This is a genomic window from Rhodococcus sp. LB1, from assembly GCF_001583455.1.
Lineage (GTDB): Bacteria > Actinomycetota > Actinomycetes > Mycobacteriales > Mycobacteriaceae > Rhodococcus_F > Rhodococcus_F opacus.
The window spans coordinates 17819-36418 of sequence record NZ_LTCZ01000014.1; the positions used below are offsets into that span (position 1 = coordinate 17819).

At 67.7% G+C, this 18600-nt stretch carries 18 protein-coding genes; 9 read left to right on the forward strand and 9 right to left on the reverse strand.

Features of this window, described 5'->3' with window-relative positions:
* The first annotated feature begins 139 nt into the window (after positions 1-139).
* From AZG88_RS03045 to AZG88_RS03055, 3 genes are read left to right on the forward strand one after another with little or no spacing between them, the layout of a single operon-like run.
* Positions 140-820, forward strand: coding sequence for an MBL fold metallo-hydrolase (locus AZG88_RS03045; RefSeq protein WP_005566972.1), 681 nt, complete (start codon positions 140-142; stop codon positions 818-820).
* A gap of 15 nt (positions 821-835) precedes the next feature.
* Complete coding sequence (gene hisS, locus AZG88_RS03050) at positions 836-2107, forward strand: histidine--tRNA ligase (protein ID WP_061696992.1); 1272 nt, start codon at positions 836-838, stop codon at positions 2105-2107.
* The gene (locus AZG88_RS03055) at positions 2070-2729 is read left to right on the forward strand and encodes a hypothetical protein (RefSeq protein WP_005241016.1); all 660 of its coding nucleotides are present in this window, start codon (positions 2070-2072) and stop codon (positions 2727-2729) included. The genes hisS and AZG88_RS03055 overlap by 38 nt, the downstream gene beginning before the upstream one ends.
* Before the next feature lie 4 nt (positions 2730-2733).
* On the opposite strand, the gene AZG88_RS03060 is transcribed toward AZG88_RS03055, so the two are convergent.
* The 3 genes from AZG88_RS03060 to AZG88_RS03070 are packed head-to-tail and all read right to left on the reverse strand — an operon-like array spanning position 2734 to position 5242.
* A complete protein-coding gene (locus tag AZG88_RS03060; RefSeq protein ID WP_061696993.1) occupies positions 2734-4149 on the reverse strand; it encodes a hypothetical protein in 1416 nt (471 codons plus the stop codon).
* Entirely contained in the window at positions 4146-4475 is a 330-nt protein-coding gene (locus AZG88_RS03065) for a type VII secretion target (RefSeq protein WP_005241020.1), read from the reverse strand. The genes AZG88_RS03060 and AZG88_RS03065 overlap by 4 nt, the downstream gene beginning before the upstream one ends.
* Positions 4476-4534: 59 nt before the next feature.
* A complete protein-coding gene (locus AZG88_RS03070) occupies positions 4535-5242 on the reverse strand; it encodes a TetR/AcrR family transcriptional regulator (RefSeq protein WP_005241021.1) in 708 nt (235 codons plus the stop codon).
* 221 nt (positions 5243-5463) lie between these two features.
* Here AZG88_RS03070 and AZG88_RS03075 point away from each other — a divergent pair, with 221 nt between their 5' ends.
* Genes AZG88_RS03075 through AZG88_RS03090 form a run of 4 tightly spaced genes read left to right on the forward strand, consistent with a single transcriptional unit; the run spans position 5464 to position 10490 of the window.
* Entirely contained in the window at positions 5464-7008 is a 1545-nt protein-coding gene (locus tag AZG88_RS03075) for an amino acid permease (RefSeq protein WP_025432426.1), read from the forward strand.
* A 1-nt stretch (position 7009) separates the two neighbouring features.
* Positions 7010-7855 (forward strand): urea amidolyase associated protein UAAP1, encoded by an 846-nt coding sequence (locus AZG88_RS03080; protein WP_037179172.1) that lies wholly within the window; start codon positions 7010-7012, stop codon positions 7853-7855.
* Positions 7852-8508: an urea amidolyase associated protein UAAP2 gene (locus tag AZG88_RS03085; RefSeq protein WP_005241026.1), complete on the forward strand. Its 657-nt coding sequence runs from the start codon at positions 7852-7854 to the stop codon at positions 8506-8508. The genes AZG88_RS03080 and AZG88_RS03085 overlap by 4 nt, the downstream gene beginning before the upstream one ends.
* Complete coding sequence (locus AZG88_RS03090; RefSeq protein WP_005241028.1) at positions 8505-10490, forward strand: 5-oxoprolinase/urea amidolyase family protein; 1986 nt, start codon at positions 8505-8507, stop codon at positions 10488-10490. Before AZG88_RS03085 ends, AZG88_RS03090 begins: the two co-directional genes overlap by 4 nt.
* A gap of 6 nt (positions 10491-10496) precedes the next feature.
* On the opposite strand, the gene AZG88_RS49490 is transcribed toward AZG88_RS03090, so the two are convergent.
* The 4 genes from AZG88_RS49490 to AZG88_RS03110 all read right to left on the reverse strand — a co-directional run bounded on the left by AZG88_RS49490 (position 10497) and on the right by AZG88_RS03110 (position 13114).
* Complete coding sequence (locus AZG88_RS49490; protein WP_082833216.1) at positions 10497-11120, reverse strand: dihydrofolate reductase family protein; 624 nt, start codon at positions 11118-11120, stop codon at positions 10497-10499.
* Between the two features lie 14 nt (positions 11121-11134).
* Positions 11135-11611: an SRPBCC family protein gene (locus AZG88_RS03100; RefSeq protein WP_005241031.1), complete on the reverse strand. Its 477-nt coding sequence runs from the start codon at positions 11609-11611 to the stop codon at positions 11135-11137.
* Entirely contained in the window at positions 11608-11964 is a 357-nt protein-coding gene (locus AZG88_RS03105; RefSeq protein ID WP_005241034.1) for an ArsR/SmtB family transcription factor, read from the reverse strand. Before AZG88_RS03105 ends, AZG88_RS03100 begins: the two co-directional genes overlap by 4 nt.
* Before the next feature lie 64 nt (positions 11965-12028).
* Positions 12029-13114 (reverse strand): NAD(P)H-dependent amine dehydrogenase family protein, encoded by a 1086-nt coding sequence (locus AZG88_RS03110; protein WP_005241036.1) that lies wholly within the window; start codon positions 13112-13114, stop codon positions 12029-12031.
* A gap of 455 nt (positions 13115-13569) precedes the next feature.
* Between AZG88_RS03110 and AZG88_RS03115 the strand changes: the two genes are divergently transcribed.
* Complete coding sequence (locus tag AZG88_RS03115; protein ID WP_025432428.1) at positions 13570-15162, forward strand: HD domain-containing phosphohydrolase; 1593 nt, start codon at positions 13570-13572, stop codon at positions 15160-15162.
* A 38-nt stretch (positions 15163-15200) separates the two neighbouring features.
* On the opposite strand, the gene AZG88_RS03120 is transcribed toward AZG88_RS03115, so the two are convergent.
* Positions 15201-16898 carry an ABC transporter ATP-binding protein/permease gene (locus tag AZG88_RS03120; RefSeq protein ID WP_231913803.1) on the reverse strand — a complete coding sequence of 566 codons (1698 nt, stop codon included), beginning with the start codon at positions 16896-16898 and terminating at the stop codon, positions 15201-15203.
* A 177-nt stretch (positions 16899-17075) separates the two neighbouring features.
* Here AZG88_RS03120 and AZG88_RS03125 point away from each other — a divergent pair, with 177 nt between their 5' ends.
* Complete coding sequence (locus AZG88_RS03125; RefSeq protein ID WP_179443167.1) at positions 17076-18200, forward strand: serine hydrolase domain-containing protein; 1125 nt, start codon at positions 17076-17078, stop codon at positions 18198-18200.
* A 109-nt stretch (positions 18201-18309) separates the two neighbouring features.
* Here the strand turns inward: AZG88_RS03125 and AZG88_RS03130 are convergent, their stop codons facing one another.
* Positions 18310-18576 (reverse strand): hypothetical protein, encoded by a 267-nt coding sequence (locus AZG88_RS03130; protein WP_005241045.1) that lies wholly within the window; start codon positions 18574-18576, stop codon positions 18310-18312.
* Positions 18577-18600 lie beyond the last annotated feature (24 nt).

An 18600-nucleotide genomic window follows, 5' to 3' on the forward strand; every position in this document is an offset into this window, starting at 1 on the left:
TCGATATAGCAGTTGGTCGGTGCGAACTACCCCCGGCACACGACCTCCAGAGTCTGCCATCCGAACCTGAGAACATCCTGGCGGGGCGGCGGCTTAGGCTGTACCGACTGCAATGTCCACTCGAACAGGAGCCTCACAGGTGCTCGTCACAGGATTCCCGGCCGGGATGTTTCAGACCAACTGCTACATCCTCGCGCAGGACGATGCCCAGGAATGCGTCGTCGTCGACCCAGGACAGGATGCCGCCGAACCGTTGTTCGAATTCCTGGACCAGTCGAATCTCACGCCGACCGCGGTGCTCCTGACCCACGGTCACCTCGACCACGTCTGGAACGCCTACGACGTCTGCGAGAAATTCGGGATCCCCGCGTACATCCATCCCGAGGACCGGTACATGCTGTCGGACCCGGGCCGCGGCATCGGCCCGACGATGAAGCCGTTCATCGAGGGCATGACGTTCGTCGAGCCCGGCGAGGTGATCGCACTGGCCGACGGCGACGTGATCGAGCAGGCCGGGATGTCGTTCGCCGTCGACCACACCCCGGGGCACACGCAGGGGTCCGTGGTCTTCCGGACCCGGGTCGCCACCGAGAACGGCCCCGTCGAGATCGCCCTCACCGGTGACACCCTGTTCCAGGGATCGATCGGTCGCAGCGACCTGCCCGGCGGCAACCACGAACAGTTGTTGCAGTCCATCGCCGACAAACTTCTGATCCTCGCCGACGACACCGCGGTCCTCCCCGGGCACGGCGGATCGAGCACCGTCGGCGCCGAACGTGGGTCGAACCCCTTTCTCGTTGGACTCTCGGGATCGAAATAAGGAAAAGTAACGACAGTGAGCAAAGCCAGCACTTTCTCCGCCCCCAAGGGCGTCCCCGATTACGTCCCGCCGCAGTCGTCCGAGTTCGTCGCGGTCCGTGACGGACTCACGCGCGCTGCGCGACTGGCCGGATACGGCCACATCGAACTTCCCATCTTCGAGGACACCGGGCTGTTCGCCCGCGGCGTCGGCGAGTCCACCGACGTCGTCAGCAAGGAGATGTACACGTTCGCCGACCGCGGTGATCGTTCGGTGACCCTGCGGCCCGAGGGCACGGCGGGCGTCATGCGGGCCGTGATCGAACATGGCCTGGACCGCGGCCAGTTGCCGGTGAAACTGAGCTACGCCGGACCGTTCTTCCGTTACGAGCGCCCGCAGGCCGGTCGTTACCGCCAGCTGCAGCAGGTCGGGGTGGAGGCCATCGGCGTCGACGACCCCGCCCTCGACGCCGAGGTCATCGCGATCGCCGACGCCGGTTTCCGCGGCCTCGGCCTCGACGGGTTCCGGTTGGAGATCACCTCCCTCGGTGACGACACGTGCCGGCCGCAGTACCGGGAACGGTTGCAGGAGTTCCTGTTCGCCCTTCCCCTCGACGAGGAGACGCGTCGGCGGGCGGAGATCAACCCGCTGCGCGTGCTCGACGACAAGCGCAAGGAGGTGCGCGAGATGACGGCGGACGCACCGCTCATGCTCGATCACCTCTCGGACACGGCGAAGGCGCACTTCGACGAGGTGCTCGCACACCTCGACGCGCTGGGTGTTCCGTACGTGGTGAACCCGCGGATGGTTCGCGGCCTCGACTACTACACGAAGACCACGTTCGAATTCGTCCATGACGGGCTCGGCGCGCAGTCGGGTATCGGTGGCGGCGGACGGTACGACGGTCTGATGGCGCAGCTCGGCGGGCAGCCGTTGTCCGGCATCGGTTTCGGGCTCGGCGTCGACCGGACCGTCCTGGCGCTCGCTGCCGAGGGCAAGACCGCAGGCTCGACCGCCCGCTGTGAGGTCTTCGGTGTTCCGCTGGGCGAGGAGGCGAAGGCGAAGCTGGTGGTGGTCGCTCACCAGTTGCGCGCCCAGGGGATTCGAGTCGATCTCGCCTACGGCAACCGCGGGGTGAAGGGCGCGATGAAGGCCGCCGACCGATCCGGCGCCGCGCTGGCACTCGTGCTCGGCGACCGAGACATCGCCGACGGGACGGTGGGAATCAAGAATCTCGCCACCGGAGATCAGGAATCGGTTTCCTCGGCGGATGTCGTCGCACGCGTCGGAGCCATCCTTGGCGCGTGACGACACCGCGCCGGTGTCACTCGACCTCGTTCCGATCGAGTTGATCGCACCGCGACTCAAGCGAGTCGCGGCGATCGCCGTGCTGATCGGTGTGGTGGTCGGCGTCATCGTCGGGTTCTTCGGGCCCGTGTGGGTCGGCGTGACAGTCGGGGCCGTGATCGCGGTCCCGACCGCCGCGTCCGCGCTCCTCACGTTGCGGCGTCGCGTCACACTGCAGACCGGGCGAATCCGGTCGACGGGAGGACTGCGCAGCCGGCACGTCGACGTCACGAGGGCGGTCGCGGCGGAACTGGTGGTCCGTTCGGCGCGGGTCAGCGAGGTGAGTGTCCGGATCACGGATCCCGACGGGAGCCTCGCGATACCGCTCGCCCTCTACACGACCGACGGCGGCCGTGAACTCGAGATCCTCGGGCTCCGCAAGCTGGCCGACGCGCTGACGACGAGCGAACTGGTGCCGGCCGCCGCGATCGCGTCGGTGCTCATCGAGCAGCTCCGTGCGGAAGCGCGCGGCGCGGGCCTTCCCGAACGCCCCCTGTTCCGGGCCGTGGAACTGGTGCGTTCGGAAGGCCGCGTGCCCACCACCACGCTCACCGATCACGAGGTGGCAGCGCTCCTCGACTGAGCAATCAGCTCTGGTCGCCGAACGGAGTCTCGTCGAGGTCCTCGCCGATCACGGCGGGCGCGACCATGGGGAGATCGCCGACAAACGCGTTGTTCTCCCCGGAGTTGACGAGGTAGCTCGGTGTGGACCGGCCGCTCAGCTGGTCGTCGCCGCCGCGCCCGGCGCCCGCCATCCCGGCACCCGCCATCCCGGCGCCGCCCATCCCGCCCATCCCGCCCATGGCTCCGCCGGGTGCGAGAGGGGACGAGGCAGCGGCCGGAGCGGCGCCGGGTGTGGGAGTGGTCCCCGGTGTCGCCGGGGGAACCACCGGCCCGGTGACCGTTCCGCGGGGTACGGAACCGCTACCCGCGGAGACGCTTCCGCCCGCGCCGCCGCCGTACATGCCGATGCCAGCGCCGCCGGCGATGCCCACCGCACCCGGAACTCCGCCCGCTGACCCGTGCGCGGGGGTGACCGCGGATTTCGCCGACAGGGCGTCGGCAGGCAGATCGGACGAGGAGACGCTCGCCGCCTGGGTGCTCGCCGACACCAGGTCGCCGACACTGTCGGTGACGGTGGAGATCATCGGTTTGCCCACACCCTCGATCACGCTGGACGCGATGGCGAACGGTGACGTCGGTGCGGCTCCCGCCACGGCTCCGCGCGCCGGGGGCGGCGGCACCGGAACCGGGGCGGCCAGACCGTTCATCGTGAGGGTCTGTTCGTTGAGTTCGGTGCGCGTCTGCGTCACGACCCCGATGGCCGCCTTCAGATGCTCGGCTGCGGACGCGAGCAGCATCGCCTGACCGGGCGGCGTCATCACCATCGGCGCGGCGGCGACCGCGGTGGCTGCGAACGACTCCGAAATCGTCATGAGGTTCGCGTTGCCCCGCGCCACGGACGCGGCGGCGGTCTGCGTCGTCGCCGAGATCTCCGTGCCGCGTTCGCTCAATTCCGTGCCGCTGGACTGAGCCTGCAGGCCCTGCGACTGCGCCGCCTGTGCTGCCTGGCTCTGCCAGATCTGGTCGAGCACCTTCAGCCCCGACATACTCATCGACATCGCCTGGTCGATCATGCCCGAGGACATGTCGAGGAGGGACGTCGGATCGAACGAGCCGAACGTGCCGGTGCCGAAACCCCCGGCGAGATCGGTGAGCGGCTTGAACAACTCGTCCACACCCGGCAGTCCGGGCAGCACGAGACCCTGCAGCAGCGCCTCCACCGGGTTCGGCGGCAATGGAGGGAGCGGCGGAAGGGCCGGTAACGGCGGCAGGTCACCGAGCGGCGCATCGAGGAACGGACCGAGCGGAGAGTTCTGCAGGGCTTCGAGTGGAGTGCTCGGCAGTGGCGTGGCGAGGGCGTCGCCGACGGGCGTTCCCTGGATCAGGTCGAGGATCGACCCGTGCTCCACAGGATTTCCGGTGGATTCGGGGGACGTCATGCGAGACCTCCCATCCCGTCGCCGACGGCACCGAGCGCAACGCCGTTGGCGCCGTCGACGGAATCGTAGGAATCGGCGGTGGCATCGGCGGCGACCGCGGTCTGCGCGTAGTGAGACGCGAGTTCGGCGACCGACTTGGCGTGATTTGCCTGTGCGGCAGCGAAGGACGCGAGAAAGTCGGCGCCGATCGGGCCGAACACGGGCGCGAGTGCCGCGAGATTCGCGCCGAGATCGAGTGCGGCGGCGCTGCTGATCTGTTCGGCGGCCTGCGCAGCGGTGGCGCCGTAATTCCTGATGCCGTCCGTGACGACAAAGACATCGCTCAAGATAACCCCCCAGTGATAAGCGTTCGCCAGACTTTATCTCACGGGACCGACGTGCACGGCTAGAGGCGAAGGGGTGTTCCGCCTGCCGCCTCGGCGAGCAGTGCCCGCGACTTCGCCCGGATTTCGTCCATCGGCTTCGTCCATCCGAGAGCGCGGAGGCAGGCGTCGGCGAGGAGTCCGGCGGCGCCCTCGTTCTCGGGCCCGGGAAGCAGTCCGCGTTCGATGTCGGCGCGGGTTGCGATGGCGCTCTCGACTATTCGGAACGGCAGGTCGGTCAGGGCGGGGGAGGTGTCGCCGGAATCGTCGGTGATTTCCGTGAGGGCCTGGTCAGCCAGCTGCCGGTAGTGCCGGCGCAGCAGGGTTCGCTGGGCGCGGAACGGCTCGAATCGCTCGGTCAGCAGTTCCGGAAGAAGATACAGCGCACCGAGATTCCATTTGGTGGCGGTGAGTTGCGTGACGTCGTAGGTGGCCAGCGCGTGCAGGCGCACCGCGGCGGGCGCGGCGGCGTCTGCGAGCCGTCCGGCGGCGGCGAGCGCGGGGGACACCGTCTCCTCGAGGAGGGCCACCAGGATCTCCTCCTTGTTGGGGAAGTGGTGGTAGAGCGATGCCTGCCGGATACCGACCATCTCGGCGATCTGCCGGGTGGACGTGGCTGCGAAACCCTTGGTGGTGAACAACTCTCCGGCGGCGTCGAGTATCTCCTCGGGAGTGGTCTGCCCTGGTCTGCGCTGACTGGTCAGTCGGGGTCGTCCCGGCCCTGTGGTCACCGCTCCATGATGTCAGGTCGCTCTCGGGAACGGCGGTCTCCACCCCTCGTGAGGGTTTCGTCATGCTCCCGAAACGTAGGCAACGATGCTGTTACGGCCGGCCGCGATCTGGATACGCGGGCGTCACCCATCGAGGCCTCTCCGCGAGAAAACTATCGAGCGACAGATATTGCTCTCGCCGAAGGAGTAAGCCCTTGAGTACACCCACAAGGACTGCGCAAGTGCTGACCGCGCCGGCCGCACCTCCCCGCCCGTCCGGCGGAACCGGCGTCGACGACACGGGCGACCTCGGCGAATTCGGCTACGAACAGCAACTTCACCGTTCCCTCGGTAAGTTCGCGTCGTTCGCCGCAGGCTTCTCATTCGTTTCCATCCTCACCACCATCTTCCAGCTCTTCGGGCTCGGATTCGGATTCGCCGGCCCCGCCTTCTTCTGGACGTGGCCGGTGGTGTTCGTCGGCCAGTTCATGGTTGCGCTCAATTTCGCCGAACTGGCCGCCCGGTACCCCATCTCGGGGGCGATCTACCAATGGTCACGCCGGATGGGCGGTGAGGTGGTCGGCTGGTTCGCCGGATGGTTCATGATCCTCGCGCAGATGGTGACCGCCTCCGCCGCGGCCATCGCCCTGCAGGTCGTGCTCCCCAACGTGTGGAGCGGATTCCAGATCATCGGTGAGGACAGCACGTTGACGTCCGCTAGTGGCGCCGCCAATGCGGTGCTGCTGGGTTCCGTCCTCCTCGTGCTTACCACGTTCATCAACTGCATCGGCGTCAACTGGATGTCCAGGATCAACAACATCGGCGTGACCTGCGAGATCGTCGGGGTCATCGCGGTGATCGGCATGTTCCTCACCCACGCCCAGCGCGGACCGGAGGTCGTGTTCGACACGGGCACGGCAGGGGCGTCACCCGGGTACGGATGGGCGTGGATCGTGTCGGGACTGATGGCGGCCTACGTCATGGTCGGGTTCGGCTCCGCGGGCGAACTCGCCGAGGAGACGCGGAATCCGCGCCGGGTGGCGCCGCGCACGATCCGCCTCGCGCTGTCCGTGTCGGCGCTCGGCGGTGGACTGATGATCATCGGCGCGCTGATGGCCGCGCCGAGCCTGACCGACGGCCGGCTCGCCGCCGAAGGCCTGCCATACGTGCTCTCGTCGATCCTCAGCTCGCCCTGGGGCACCCTCCTCCTCGTCGACGTCGCGATCGCCGTGTTCGTCTGCACGCTCGCCATCCAGACGGCGGCGTCCAGGCTGGTGTTCTCGATGGCCCGCGACGGACGGCTGCCCGCCTCGCAGATCCTGTCGACGGTGAACACCCGCACCGGAACGCCCATCGCGCCGTCCGTCCTGATCGGCCTGGTCTGCATCGGCATCCTCGCGGTCAACGTCGGGAACTCCGCGATCTTCGCGACCCTGTCGAGCGTGTGCATCATCCTGATCTACCTCGCCTACCTGATGGTCACCGTGCCGCTCCTGCTGCGCAGGCTGAAGGGCTGGCCGCACGGTGGACCGCAGGTCGATGCGGACGGCCGGAAGCTGTTCTCGCTCGGACGGTTCGGCCTTCCCGTCAACATTCTTGCGGTCGGCTACGGCGTGCTGATGGTCGTCAACCTGTCCTGGCCGCGCGCCGAGATCTTCGACCCCAGCGGCGACTACCCCCTCCTGCGGTGGGCCGCCCCCGTCACCGTCGCCGCCGTGGTCGCGCTCGGAATCGCGTGCTTCCCGCGCGGCCGCACGACCCCCAACCCCGTCACGATCGGAGCCTGACATGACCTCAGTGGACACCTCGACCACCAGCGCCGCGAAGGAACACGCGCGTGCCCAGTCGGGAGTGGTCACCGACTCGATGCCGGTGGTCCCGGCGTCGTCCTGGCCCACTCCTCCGTCCGACATCGATCCGGCACTGCTCACGTGGGCGGAAACGGTGCCCGGTGGCCGGTACACCACGAAGGTGCTGGGCCGTGGCACACGACTGCGACTGCGTGACCTCGACGGCCGGGCCTGCGCCCACCTGCTGCTGTACCGGGCGGACGCGCCGTGGGAGCGGCTCAACGTCGCCGACACCGTGAAGGTGCCGTGGCAGGCGTACCTGGGGGTGGGGCATCCGCTGCTCTCCGATCAGGGGCGCGTGCTCGCGACGCTCGTGTCGGACGGGTCCGGGCGGCACGACGCCCTGTGCGGCACCACGTCGCTCGCCTCGAACACCGCGAGATACGGTGACGGCAGCCTGCATTCGGCGTCCCCGGCCGGCCGTGAACTCTTCACCGTGGCGGCGGCGAAGCACGGACTCGAGCGGCGCGACCTCCCGCCCTCGCTGTCGTTCTTCCACGGGGTGCGGGTGGGGGAGGACGGGTCGCTGAGCAGCATCGGATCCGCCGGCGCGGACACCGCGATCGATCTCGTGATCCACCTCCCGGTGATCGTTCTGATCGCCAACACGGCGCACCCGCTCGATCCTTCGCCGACGTACGACACGACCGCGCTCGAAGTGCTCGCCTGGACCGGCGCCGACGTGGCCGAACCCGTCGACGCCGATCCGGAGTACCGACGCGCCTTCCTCAACACCGAAGACGTCTGGGCTGCAGCGCAGCGCCAGGGACGGGAGCAGGCATGACCACCACCATCGAGACCGCACCGCTGGTACCGGGAACGGTGATCCTGGACGAGGAAGTCGGCGCCCGCGGACCCTGGTCCACCGTCGTCGTGGCCGGTGACGTCCTGACCATCGTCGATCTGTGCGGCAACCAGGCCGTGGACACTCTGATCTACGCGGCCGACGATCACCGGCAACGCTACTCGGCCGCCGCGACGGTGTCGGCGCAGCGGAATCTGTTCCTGACCACGGGAAGTGTCCTCCGCACCGACGATCACGACGCGCTGATGACGCTCGTCGCCGACGAGGTCGGTTCCCACGACACGGTGGGCGGCGCCTGCTCGCAGGAGTCGAACACCCTGCGGTACGGCCACCACACCAAGCACCAGCACGCCTGCGTCGAGAACTTCCTCGCCGAAGGATCCCGGTGGGGGATCGGCAAGCGGGACCTGGTGTCGAACATCAACTTCTTCATGAACGTTCCCGTCGACGCCGACGGGACGCTCGGAATCGTCGACGGCCTGTCCGCGCCCGGCCGCCGCCTGGCACTCTGCGCGGAGCGCGACGTTCTGGTACTGGTGTCCAATTGCCCGCAGATCAACAATCCCTGCAACGGTTTCGACCCGACCCCGGTGCGGATGATCGTGACCCGGCCGACGGGAGCGCAGGCATGAGCGCCAAGATCACCGTGCACCGGCCCGGCATGCTCACCACGGTGCAGGACTTCCCTGGACGGACCGGGTACTGGCACGTCGGTGTGCCGCCGTCGGGGCCGATGGACGACCTGTCGTTCCGGCTCGGCAACACCGCGCTCGGCAACGACGAGGGCGCGCCCGGAATCGAATGCGCCATGTCGGGTCCTGCACTGCAGTTCGACGAGGACACGGTGGTGTGTGTGACGGGCGCGCCCGCCCCGGTCACCGTCGACGGCGTGCTGCAGGCGCAGTGGCGTCCGGTACGGGTTCCGGCAGGCGCAGTCCTGGACGTCGGCGCGGTGGCAGGACCCGGCCTCCGCATCTACGTACTCGTCCAGGGCGGGCTCGACGTCGACGACTTCCTCGGCAGCGCCTCGACGTTCACGCTCGGCAAGTTCGGTGGACATCAGGGCCGCACGCTGCGGCAGGGCGATGTTCTCGCGGTCGGCGAGCACACCGGCGCCCGCGCGGCCGCCGTTCCCGCCGAATACGTTCCGGCCCTGTGTAGTCGCTGGGAGATCGCGGTCACCGAGGGCCCGCACGGCGCACCCGAGTTCTTCACCCGCGCCGACATCGACACGCTGTACCGGACCGACTACGAGGTGCACTTCAACTCGGACCGCACCGGGGTGCGGTTGATCGGACCCAAGCCCGACTGGGCCCGCACGGACGGCGGCGAGGCGGGACTGCATCCGTCCAACATCCACGACAACGCGTATTCGGTCGGCGCCCTGGACTTCACGGGGGACACCCCGATCCTCCTGGGCCCGGACGGACCGAGCCTCGGTGGGTTCGTGTGCCCTGTCACGGTCGTCTCCGCGGAACGCTGGAAGCTCGGACAACTGGCCCCCGGCGATACGGTGCGTTTCGTGCCGATCAAGGCCGACCGGGCCGCGTCCGCACGGACGCTGGGGCCCGCACGGCGGGCGGCGCACTCGACGGTCTTCTCCACCACCGGCGATCGCGACGACGGCGTGATCGCCCGGCGCGACGGCGAGACCGCCGTGACGTACCGGCGCTCCGGCGACGACAACGTCCTGGTCGAGTACGGCGACATGACCCTCGATCTCGCACTACGGGCCCGCGCCCACGCGCTGCACCAGCGTCTCGAGATCGAGAAGCCGGCCGGGCTCCTCGACCTGACACCGGGCATCCGCTCACTGCAGGTCCGGGTCGACCCCGACGTGTTGCCGATCCCGAAGCTCATGGGGCTGCTCGGCGAGGCGGAGGACGCGCTACCCGCGGCGAACGAACTCGTGGTGCCGAGCCGGTCCGTGCGGATGCCGCTGTCGTGGGACGATCCCTCGACGCGTGAGGCGATCCAGCGCTACATGCACGGTGTCCGTTCCGACGCACCGTGGTGCCCGTGGAACATCGAGTTCATCCGCCGCATGAACGGGCTCGGCAGCGTCGACGACGTCTTCGACACCGTCTTCGGAGCGGAATACATGGTGCTCGGGCTCGGTGACGTCTACCTCGGCGCACCCGTCGCGACACCACTCGACCCGCGGCATCGGCTGGTCACGACGAAATACAACCCGGCCCGCACGTGGACGCCGGAGAACGCGGTCGGTATCGGCGGGGCATACCTGTGCATCTACGGAATGGAGGGTCCGGGCGGCTACCAGTTCGTCGGCCGAACCACCCAGGTGTGGAACCATCGGCATCCCGAGAAGTCGGGACCGTTCGAGGACGGTACCCCCTGGCTGCTGCGCTTCTTCGACCGGATCTCCTGGTACCCCGTGGAACCGGACGAGTTGATGGACCTGCGATCCGACGTCGCAGCCGGTCGCGGCGGCGGTATCGAGATCACCGAGGGCACGTTCTCGCTCGCCGAGCACCAGCAGTTCCTCACGGCGAACGCCGAATCGATCGGCGACTTCCGAGCCGAGCAGGCCGTCGCGTTCGCCGCCGAGCGGCAACGATGGTCTGCGGCAGGGGAGTTTGCGACGGTGGGCTGATCCGCGTTACGCGAGCATGTCGGTGAAGCTGTCCGGCCTGGGTGCGTCGGCGCGTTCCCTGGGCACGTAATGCACTTCGACCACCCCGTTGCCGTACGACTCCGTGCTCACTAGTCGGAGGTCGCGCTGGTCGGATATCTCCGAGAACCAGGGAACACCCGGCGACACGACCGGATAGACGAAGAAGTAGAACTCGTCCACCAGCCCCAGCGCGAGGACCGATCGCGCGAAGGACGAGCCGCCGGACAGGTGAATGTCTCTGCCCGGCCGGCTCTTCAGGTCCTCGAGGTACGCCGCGAGCTCGTCGTCGGTGGCCACGACGACCTGGTCGGTGTTGGTCCATTCGGTCACCGGGTCGTCGCCGGAGCGGGAGAACACCAGCTTCCGGTAGGTGTTCATCCGTTCGGCCATGACCTGATTGGTTTCGGTTCCGGCATGCTCGGCCAGCGCGCGAGGCCAGTAGGCGGCCATCTCCTCGTAGGTGGTGCGCCCGACCAGCACCGTGTCGTAGCTCGAATAGATTCGATCGATCTCGCGGTACTGGTCGTCGACGACGTCGTGGACCCACGCCGCGGGGTCGTCGAGGCGGCCGTTGAGTGTCGTCATCATCTGCAGGACGATCTTGCGCATGTCGGCCCCCTCGATTACGCGTGTCGCTCGGCCAGTTCGGCGAGCTGCTCGGTGACGGTGCCCCAGCCGTCGTAGAAGCCCATTTCTTCGTGGGTGTTGCGGTCGGCGTTGTTCTTGTGCATCACGTGGGCGACGTACTCCGTGCCCGTCGGATGGTCGTTCAACGTGATGATCGCGGTCATGAATGGCTGTTCGGCGGGTCGCCAGCCACCGACCAGCGAGTTGGTGAACACGATGCGTTCGAGTTCGTCGACGGCGAGGAAGCAGCCACTGATGTGCGGCACGAATTCGCCACCGTCCTCACTGATCTGGGTCGTGAACGCCCCGCCCGGGCGTAGTTCCATGTCGACGACCCGGCACCGCGACGGCGCGGGGACCCACCATTGCTCGAAGCTGGCGGGGTCGGTCCAGGCGCGCCACACGACCGGACGGGGTGCCCGGATGATGCGCGAAATCGTGAGGTCGAGATCGGGTCTCGCAGTGTCGGTCATTGCGGTGTGTCCTTTGCGGGTGTCGTGACGGTGTGTTCGGTGACGAAGTGTTCGAGTCGGTCGGTGCGGCTCTCCCACAGTTCCTGTTGCTCCGCGAGCCACGCCTCGACGGCCGTGAACGGTTCCTTCTCGATCGCGCACGTCCGTACGCGGCCCTCCTTGTGCGTCCGGATCCATCCGCTGTCCTCGAGGAAGTGGATGTGCTTCATGAAGGAGGGCAGGGCCATGTCGAACGGTTTCGCCAGTTCGCTGACCGTCGCCGGGCCCCGGCTCAGACGGCCCAGCACGGCCCGCCGGGTGGGGTCGGCGAGCGCTTGGAAGATGCCGTTCAGCTGCTCCGGATACTGAGCCATAAGGCAAAGTATCCACCGCAACAATGGTTAGCGCAAGGGCTAAGTGTGGCCCTCGTGGGTGGTGTCAGCCGAGCTTGCCGTGACCGGGGGTGAGCGGGACGTCCAGGGCGTCGTAGAGCCCCGGCGCGGCCGTCCGCAACCACGGGATTGCGTTGACCAGGCGCCCCACCGCGGTGGCGTTGCCACCCGCCGCTCGGTTGCCGCCCTCGTCGGTGGCCTCCACGTTCACCTCGATGCGCGGTCGTCCCTCGATGATCACCTTGTGAGCGCCGTCCCCGCCGTCGGGCGGCACGGGCCAGTCCGGGGCGCACGACGGGTGGATCCGCGTGACGTGCTCGATGACGATCAGAGGCTCGCCGCGCACGATGCCCTGGACTTCGAAACGCAGCGCTCCCTGGGTACCGGCCTCGAACTCGCCCATGAGATCGGTGGTGATCGTCTCGTCCAGCGGCCGGCGCAGCAGCGTCTCCCGGATCTCGTCGAGCTCCACACCGAGGGCCCGGGCGATGAGCCGAATTTGGCCGCCCCACACCATCGTCGGTACCGTCGCCGCGACCATCGGCGGTTCGTAGTCCATCGGCTGGCCCATACCGACGAGGTACCGCACAGAATCGTGCTGGTCGTACGTGGTGTAGTCGAAGATCTCCTGGCAACGGATCTGATCGATCGTGCCGGCCAGGCCTGTCAGCAGGATCGGCAGGATGTCGTTGCCCCATCCCGGATCGACGCCCGACACGAACAGGGCGCCGCCGCCGGACTTCGCGGCCGCCTCGATCGGGTCGCGCAACTCGGCCGGCGCGTTGCGCTGGTCGTAGAGCGCATAGATCGACGGGGTCACGACGACGGCCCCGGCGGAGAGTGCGCGGGTGATGTCCGCCGCCGCATCGTCCGGGCGAATGTCGCCCGACGCGGCGTAGACGACAGCGCCGGGGGACGTCGCGAGCACGGCATCGGCGTCGTCGGTTGCTGCCACCCCCACCGAGCGGCCCAGGCGGGCGAGGTCGCCGGCATCGCGTCCGACCTTCTCCGGGTTGGCGACGATCACTGCGGTCAGCTCGAGTCCGGGATGTGCATCGATCGCGCGGATCGCGGCGCGCCCCGCATTCCCGGTGCCCCACACCACGGTCCGGATCTTCCCCTGGTCAGCCATGGAATCGGACCCTACCCAGTTTGCGAGGTGGGCATTGCCCGAATGGGGCAACATCGGGTCCCCTGGAACAGGTGTACGAAAGGGCTCGAGGGTGAGCTTCGGGCTTGCCGAGACGACAGACACGGAGTGGGTCCGCCCGTGCGAGGGTGCTTCGCACGGGCGGACCATCCCCGACACGCACCGGTCGGCGGTGCGTCCTTGGGTGCAGCACTGATCCCTCATAAGGGGCGCATGTTTCCTGTCTGCGCGGGGTGTGCTGCCTGCGTGACTGCGAGTGAAGTTGTGGGTCGGAAGCTTTGTCCGCGGCCTCCTTGCTGTGGTTCGGTGTATCGGTTGGTCACAATTGTGGGTTGACCTGCGCGCATCCACACCGGTCGTTCGGCGTATGTGGGTACCTGGCTTTTCGGGTTGCTTCCAGGTCTGGCCGTGTTCAGGTTCAGGTGGACAATGGGAAGATGCACCCACACGGGACGCTGCCCGGCTCGGGAACAGGTCTGAGCAGAGCCGAACTGCTTGCCGCGGTATCGCTGGCGATCGACCTCGGTCTGGGTCAACCGATGGAACACATGCTTCGGTCGTCGTTGATCGCGACACGGATCGCGGAGCGGATGGGACTCGACCCGCAACAGCGAGCGACCGTGTATTACGCCAATCTGGTCGGGTGGATCGGTTGTCACGCCGACTCCCACGAACTCTCGGCGCTCTTCGGCGACGACATTGCCTTCCGGGCCGACACCTACGCGGTGGACATGACCGGCCTGCCGTTTCTGCGCCTGATGATGAGTCATGTGGGACGCGGATTGCCGGGCTGGGAGCGCGGCATCCGTGCTGCTGCCCTTCTGGTCGCGGCTCGCAGCCAGGTTGCCACACTGATCCATTCGCATTGCAGTTCCGCCGGGGTTCTTTCCGATCGGATGGGCTTGGACGGGCAGGTCGGAAAGGCGCTGGCCTACGTCTTCGAGCGCTGGGACGGCCGGGGGTTACCCAACGGTTGTCGCGGAGAGGGCATCCCGGTCGAGATCCACATCGCTCACGTGGCAGACGTCGTCGAAGTGCACCTGCGGACGGGTGGGCTCGAGCACGCGAAGGACGTTCTCCGTTCCCGGCGCGGTAGTCAGTTCAGCCCGGCCGTGGCGGACGTATTCGAACGTGACGCGGCGGCGATCGTGGACGGGTTGCTCGAAATAGACGTCTGGGTCGCGGCGTTGGCTCGAGCACCCGATCGTGATCGAACCCTGAAGGCCGACGAGAGCGACGAGTTACTCAGGGCCATGGCCGATTTTGTCGATCTCAAATCTCCGTTCACTCTGGGACATTCGCGTGGCGTCGCGAATCTGGTGGCCGGGGCGGCACGCCACGTGGGCATGTCGCCGTCGGACATCACGCATCTCTACCGTGCCGGCCTCGTGCACAGCCTCGGCAAAATGGGAGTGTCCAACCAGATCTGGGAGAAGAAGGGGCCGCTCACTACGGCTGAATGGGAACGGGTACGGATGTATCCGGATCTGACCGGCCGGATATTGAGCCGGGTCAACGGCTTGGAGGCGGTGGTGTCCGTCGCGATGAAGCACCGGGAACGGATCGACGGGTCCGGCTTTCCCCGGGGGATCGCCGGCGCCGAGCTGACCGCGCAGGACCGACTGCTTGCCGCGGCGGAGGTTTATCAGGGACTTCTCGAGCCACGTCCACACCGGCCGGCGCTCGATCCTCGCGGCGCTGCCGATCGGTTGAGAGAAGAGGCGCGCGCCGGACGCCTCGACGCCGAGTCGGTGGCGGCCGTGCTGGCGGCGGCCGGGCAGCGGCTGTCGCGGCGGACGCCCTGGCCGGCCGGGCTGACCGACCGCGAGGTCGAGATCCTGCGACTCGTCGCGCAGGGCCGGTCGAACCGAGAGATCGCCGCCGAACTGTTCATCGCCGAGAAAACGGCACGCAACCATGTCGAACGTGTCTACACCAAGCTCGGGGTGAACAACCGCACGCAGGCCAGTCTCGCCGCGATCGATCGGGGTCTGGTGGGCTTCCCGGTCAACACGGCCGTGGGGAAGTGACGCATCCGCCATCTGGTGGGACCGGTCGTGCGGGGCCGTCATCGCCGGGATGCGCCGGGCCGGGACCGCCGGTCCAGTACCCACACCGTGGCGAGCGTGAGGCCGACGGCAAACGAGGCGAGCGCGATGAGGCTGGCGCCGGTGCCTCCGTGGAAGGTGTCGCCGTAAGCGGACATGGCCGGCAGCGTGGCGCTGTACCGATCGAGATCCAGGTCGCGTCCCAGTGCTTCGAATGCGTGGCGGTTGGATAGGCCGAGGCTCATCAGGCGTCCAGGGATGGCCATCTCGTCGACGGGGACGATGGCGCCACCGAACAGGACCTGAGGGAAGCAGAGCATCGGCAGGGCGAGGGCGGCCTGCGCGGCGTTGGAGACCGCGGCCGAGGCGAGCAAGCCCAGGGCCAGTGCCGAGGTCGCCTCGATCACAATCGTCACGAACAGGAGGGCGGACACGTCCCATCCGACGGCGGGGAGCCGACCGAGCGCCCGCAGCACACCGAGCAGCAACGCGCTCACCCCAGCCAGCACCGGAAGCAGCGCTGTCACCTTGGAGGCCACGTAGGCGCCCACGCTGAGCCCGGCCAGGCGCTCCTGCCGGAAGACGGCCATCTCCCCGACGATCTGGAGCAGGCCGTACGTGAGGCCGAAGAAGAAACCTGCGAATGCGATCCAGAACACGATCTGGGCCGGGCCGAGGTCGGCTGCGCTCCGCGGATCGAACGCGCCGCGCTGGAACAGTGTCGCCATCATCGCCGTGACCAGCACCGGTGAGCCGAGCAGGACGGCCAGGGTCAGCCGGTTGCGAAGGAGGACATCTACATTGCGTCGGGTGAGTAGCCACCATTGCCGCACCATGCCTGTGCGTGTGACGTCTGTAAGGGCGGCCGCGACGGGCGGGACAGGCGGTAGTACCGATCCGGGCCGGGCTTCGGACGTCACACCACTGTCCGCGAAACGCTCCGCCCAGATCTGAGGGGTGTGCTCACGAGCCAGCCGGTCGTACACTTCGGCGAGATCCTCTACGCCGAAGTAGCGCCGTGCCTCGGTCGGGCTGCCGGTGAAGGCCAGGTGACCGTCGCGAGCCAGGAACACCACCCGGTCACACCGGTCGATGCCGGCCGGCTCATGCGTCGTGAGGACGACCGTGACCCCGCGCCGGCTGAGTCGACGCAGCAGGCGCATCACGTCGGCTGCGGTCGACGGGTCGAGCCCGGAGGTGGGTTCGTCGAGGAAGAAGAGGTGTGGCCGGGTCAGTAGCTCCACGGCGATACTGGCCCGCTTGCGCTGGCCGCCGGACAGTGCACGGACCGGCACCTCGGCCCGATCAGCCAGGTCGAGGTCCTGCATGGTCTCCTCGACTATCCGATCCGCTTCGGCCGCCGATGTGCCCGCGGGCAGCCGGAGCCGCGCCGCGTACCGCAGCGTGCGGCGCAGGGGCATCTCGAGGTGGATGATGTCGTCCTGGGGCACGTAGCCGATACGGGAATCGGCGCTGACTCGGGCACCGCGAACGACACCGTCGTGTCGAACCTCCCCGGCGGACGGTGGTTGCAGTCCCGCGAGGATCTCCAGCAATGTGCTCTTTCCTGCTCCACTGCCGCCGGCAATGGCGACCAACTCGCCGGGTTCGACCGACAGCGACAGCTCCTGGAGGATCCGCCGCGCCCCGACCTGCCGGCTCACGTCGACGGCATCGACCCGCCCCACGGTCGGTGGTTCCAATGTCGATGCGGTCATGTCGGGTGATCTCAGTGATTCCTGAACTCGCTTTGTCATGCCCTGATCATCGGCCCGCCGGTTCGGTGGCCGCATGGGGCGTTTGCCTCAAATCGGGCGCCCGAAACCGATCCGAGGCGGAGCCGATGAGGCAAGCTTCAAGTAGACCGATACTGAACGCACGGATTGGGGAGCGGGGTGGCACGAACATTCTCGGGGCGGCGGATCGTCGCCGTCTTGGCGATCTCGGTGACGGGACTGGTGGGATGCGGTGAGTCGGCAGTTCAACCGGCCGGGCCAGGTGCACAGCTGACCGAAACGATTCCGAGGACGATGGAGCACGCCTCGATTCCCGGGGCCATCGTCGGTATCTGGCAGGACGGCGCCGAGCCCTACGTCCAGGCGTTCGGGGTACGCGATACGGCCACCGGCGACCCCATGGCGCCCGACCTGTTCATGCGCATCGGCAGCGTGACCAAGACCTTCACCACCACCGCCGTGCTGCAACTGGTCGATCAGGGAAAGGTCGGCCTCGACGATCCGATCGACCGGTATGTGCCCGACGTTCCCAACGGGGACACGATCACCATCCGCCAGTTGGCGGCCATGCGCAGTGGGCTTCCCGACTACTCGGACGTGGTGATCCCGGCGCTCCCGAGTCAGCCGCAGCGTCAATGGACGCCCCAGGAACTGCTCGAGATCGGTTTCAGCCGTCCACCGCTGTTCGTACCGGGCACCGAGTTCGACTACTCCAACACCAATACCGCGCTCTTGGGCCTCGTCGTCGAGAAGGTGTCCGGGCAGCCGCTGAACGCCTATATCGACGAGTACATCGCGCGACCCGAGAGTCTCGGCCACACCTCGGTCCCGACCGATGCGGCCTTTGCGTCACCGCACGCTCACGGATACACGAAAACAATTGACGGCGAGACGGTGGACGCGACCGACTGGAACCCGTCGTGGGGATTCGGTGCGGGAAACATGATTTCGACGCTCGACGACCTGCGTGTGTGGGTGCGCGACTTGGCAGGAGGAACGTTGCTCTCGCCGGCAACTCAGCGCGAGCGGGAGCAGTTTCAGCCGGCGCCGTCGGAAGGTACGGATTCGATGTACGGACTGGGGGTCGAGTACCAGAACGGCTGGATCGGCCACAACGGAAATATCGCGGGCTACCAGACCTACGCCTATTACCTTCCGCCCGAGGGCAAGACGGTGGTAATGCTGGTCAATACGAACGTCGACCCGCTGGGCGTGTGGAACTTCTTCGCTGAGATCGTGAAGATCATCAGCCCCGACCATCCCTGGCCGGCGCCTCCGTCGTAGAGGTCGGATGAAAAGGAGTGCGGCCGCGCGGATCAGGTACGTCTTCGCCTTCGGAGTCGGGCTCTCCGGCAGGTGGCAGCCAGTGGTGGGCGCCGACGGGGGTCTGCCTTCAACCAGCTGACATCAGCAATCCGACGAGTGCAATCGCGATCGCCGAGGCGGCACCACAGATTGTCCAGGCCCGCACAGCGGTCCGGCGCCAGCGGGGATTGCGGATCCGGGTGGTCGGCGCGGGGGCAGCGCCCGATCCACCGGCACGTGACGGTTCGGGTTCGCGTCCGTGACGGTGCGACATCGCATCCGCGGCGAGCGCTGCGCCGAGAGAGGCGACCACCACGATCAACGTGACGGCGATGACCACAACAGTCCAGGGCATAGTTGTACCGAGCCTTTACGATTC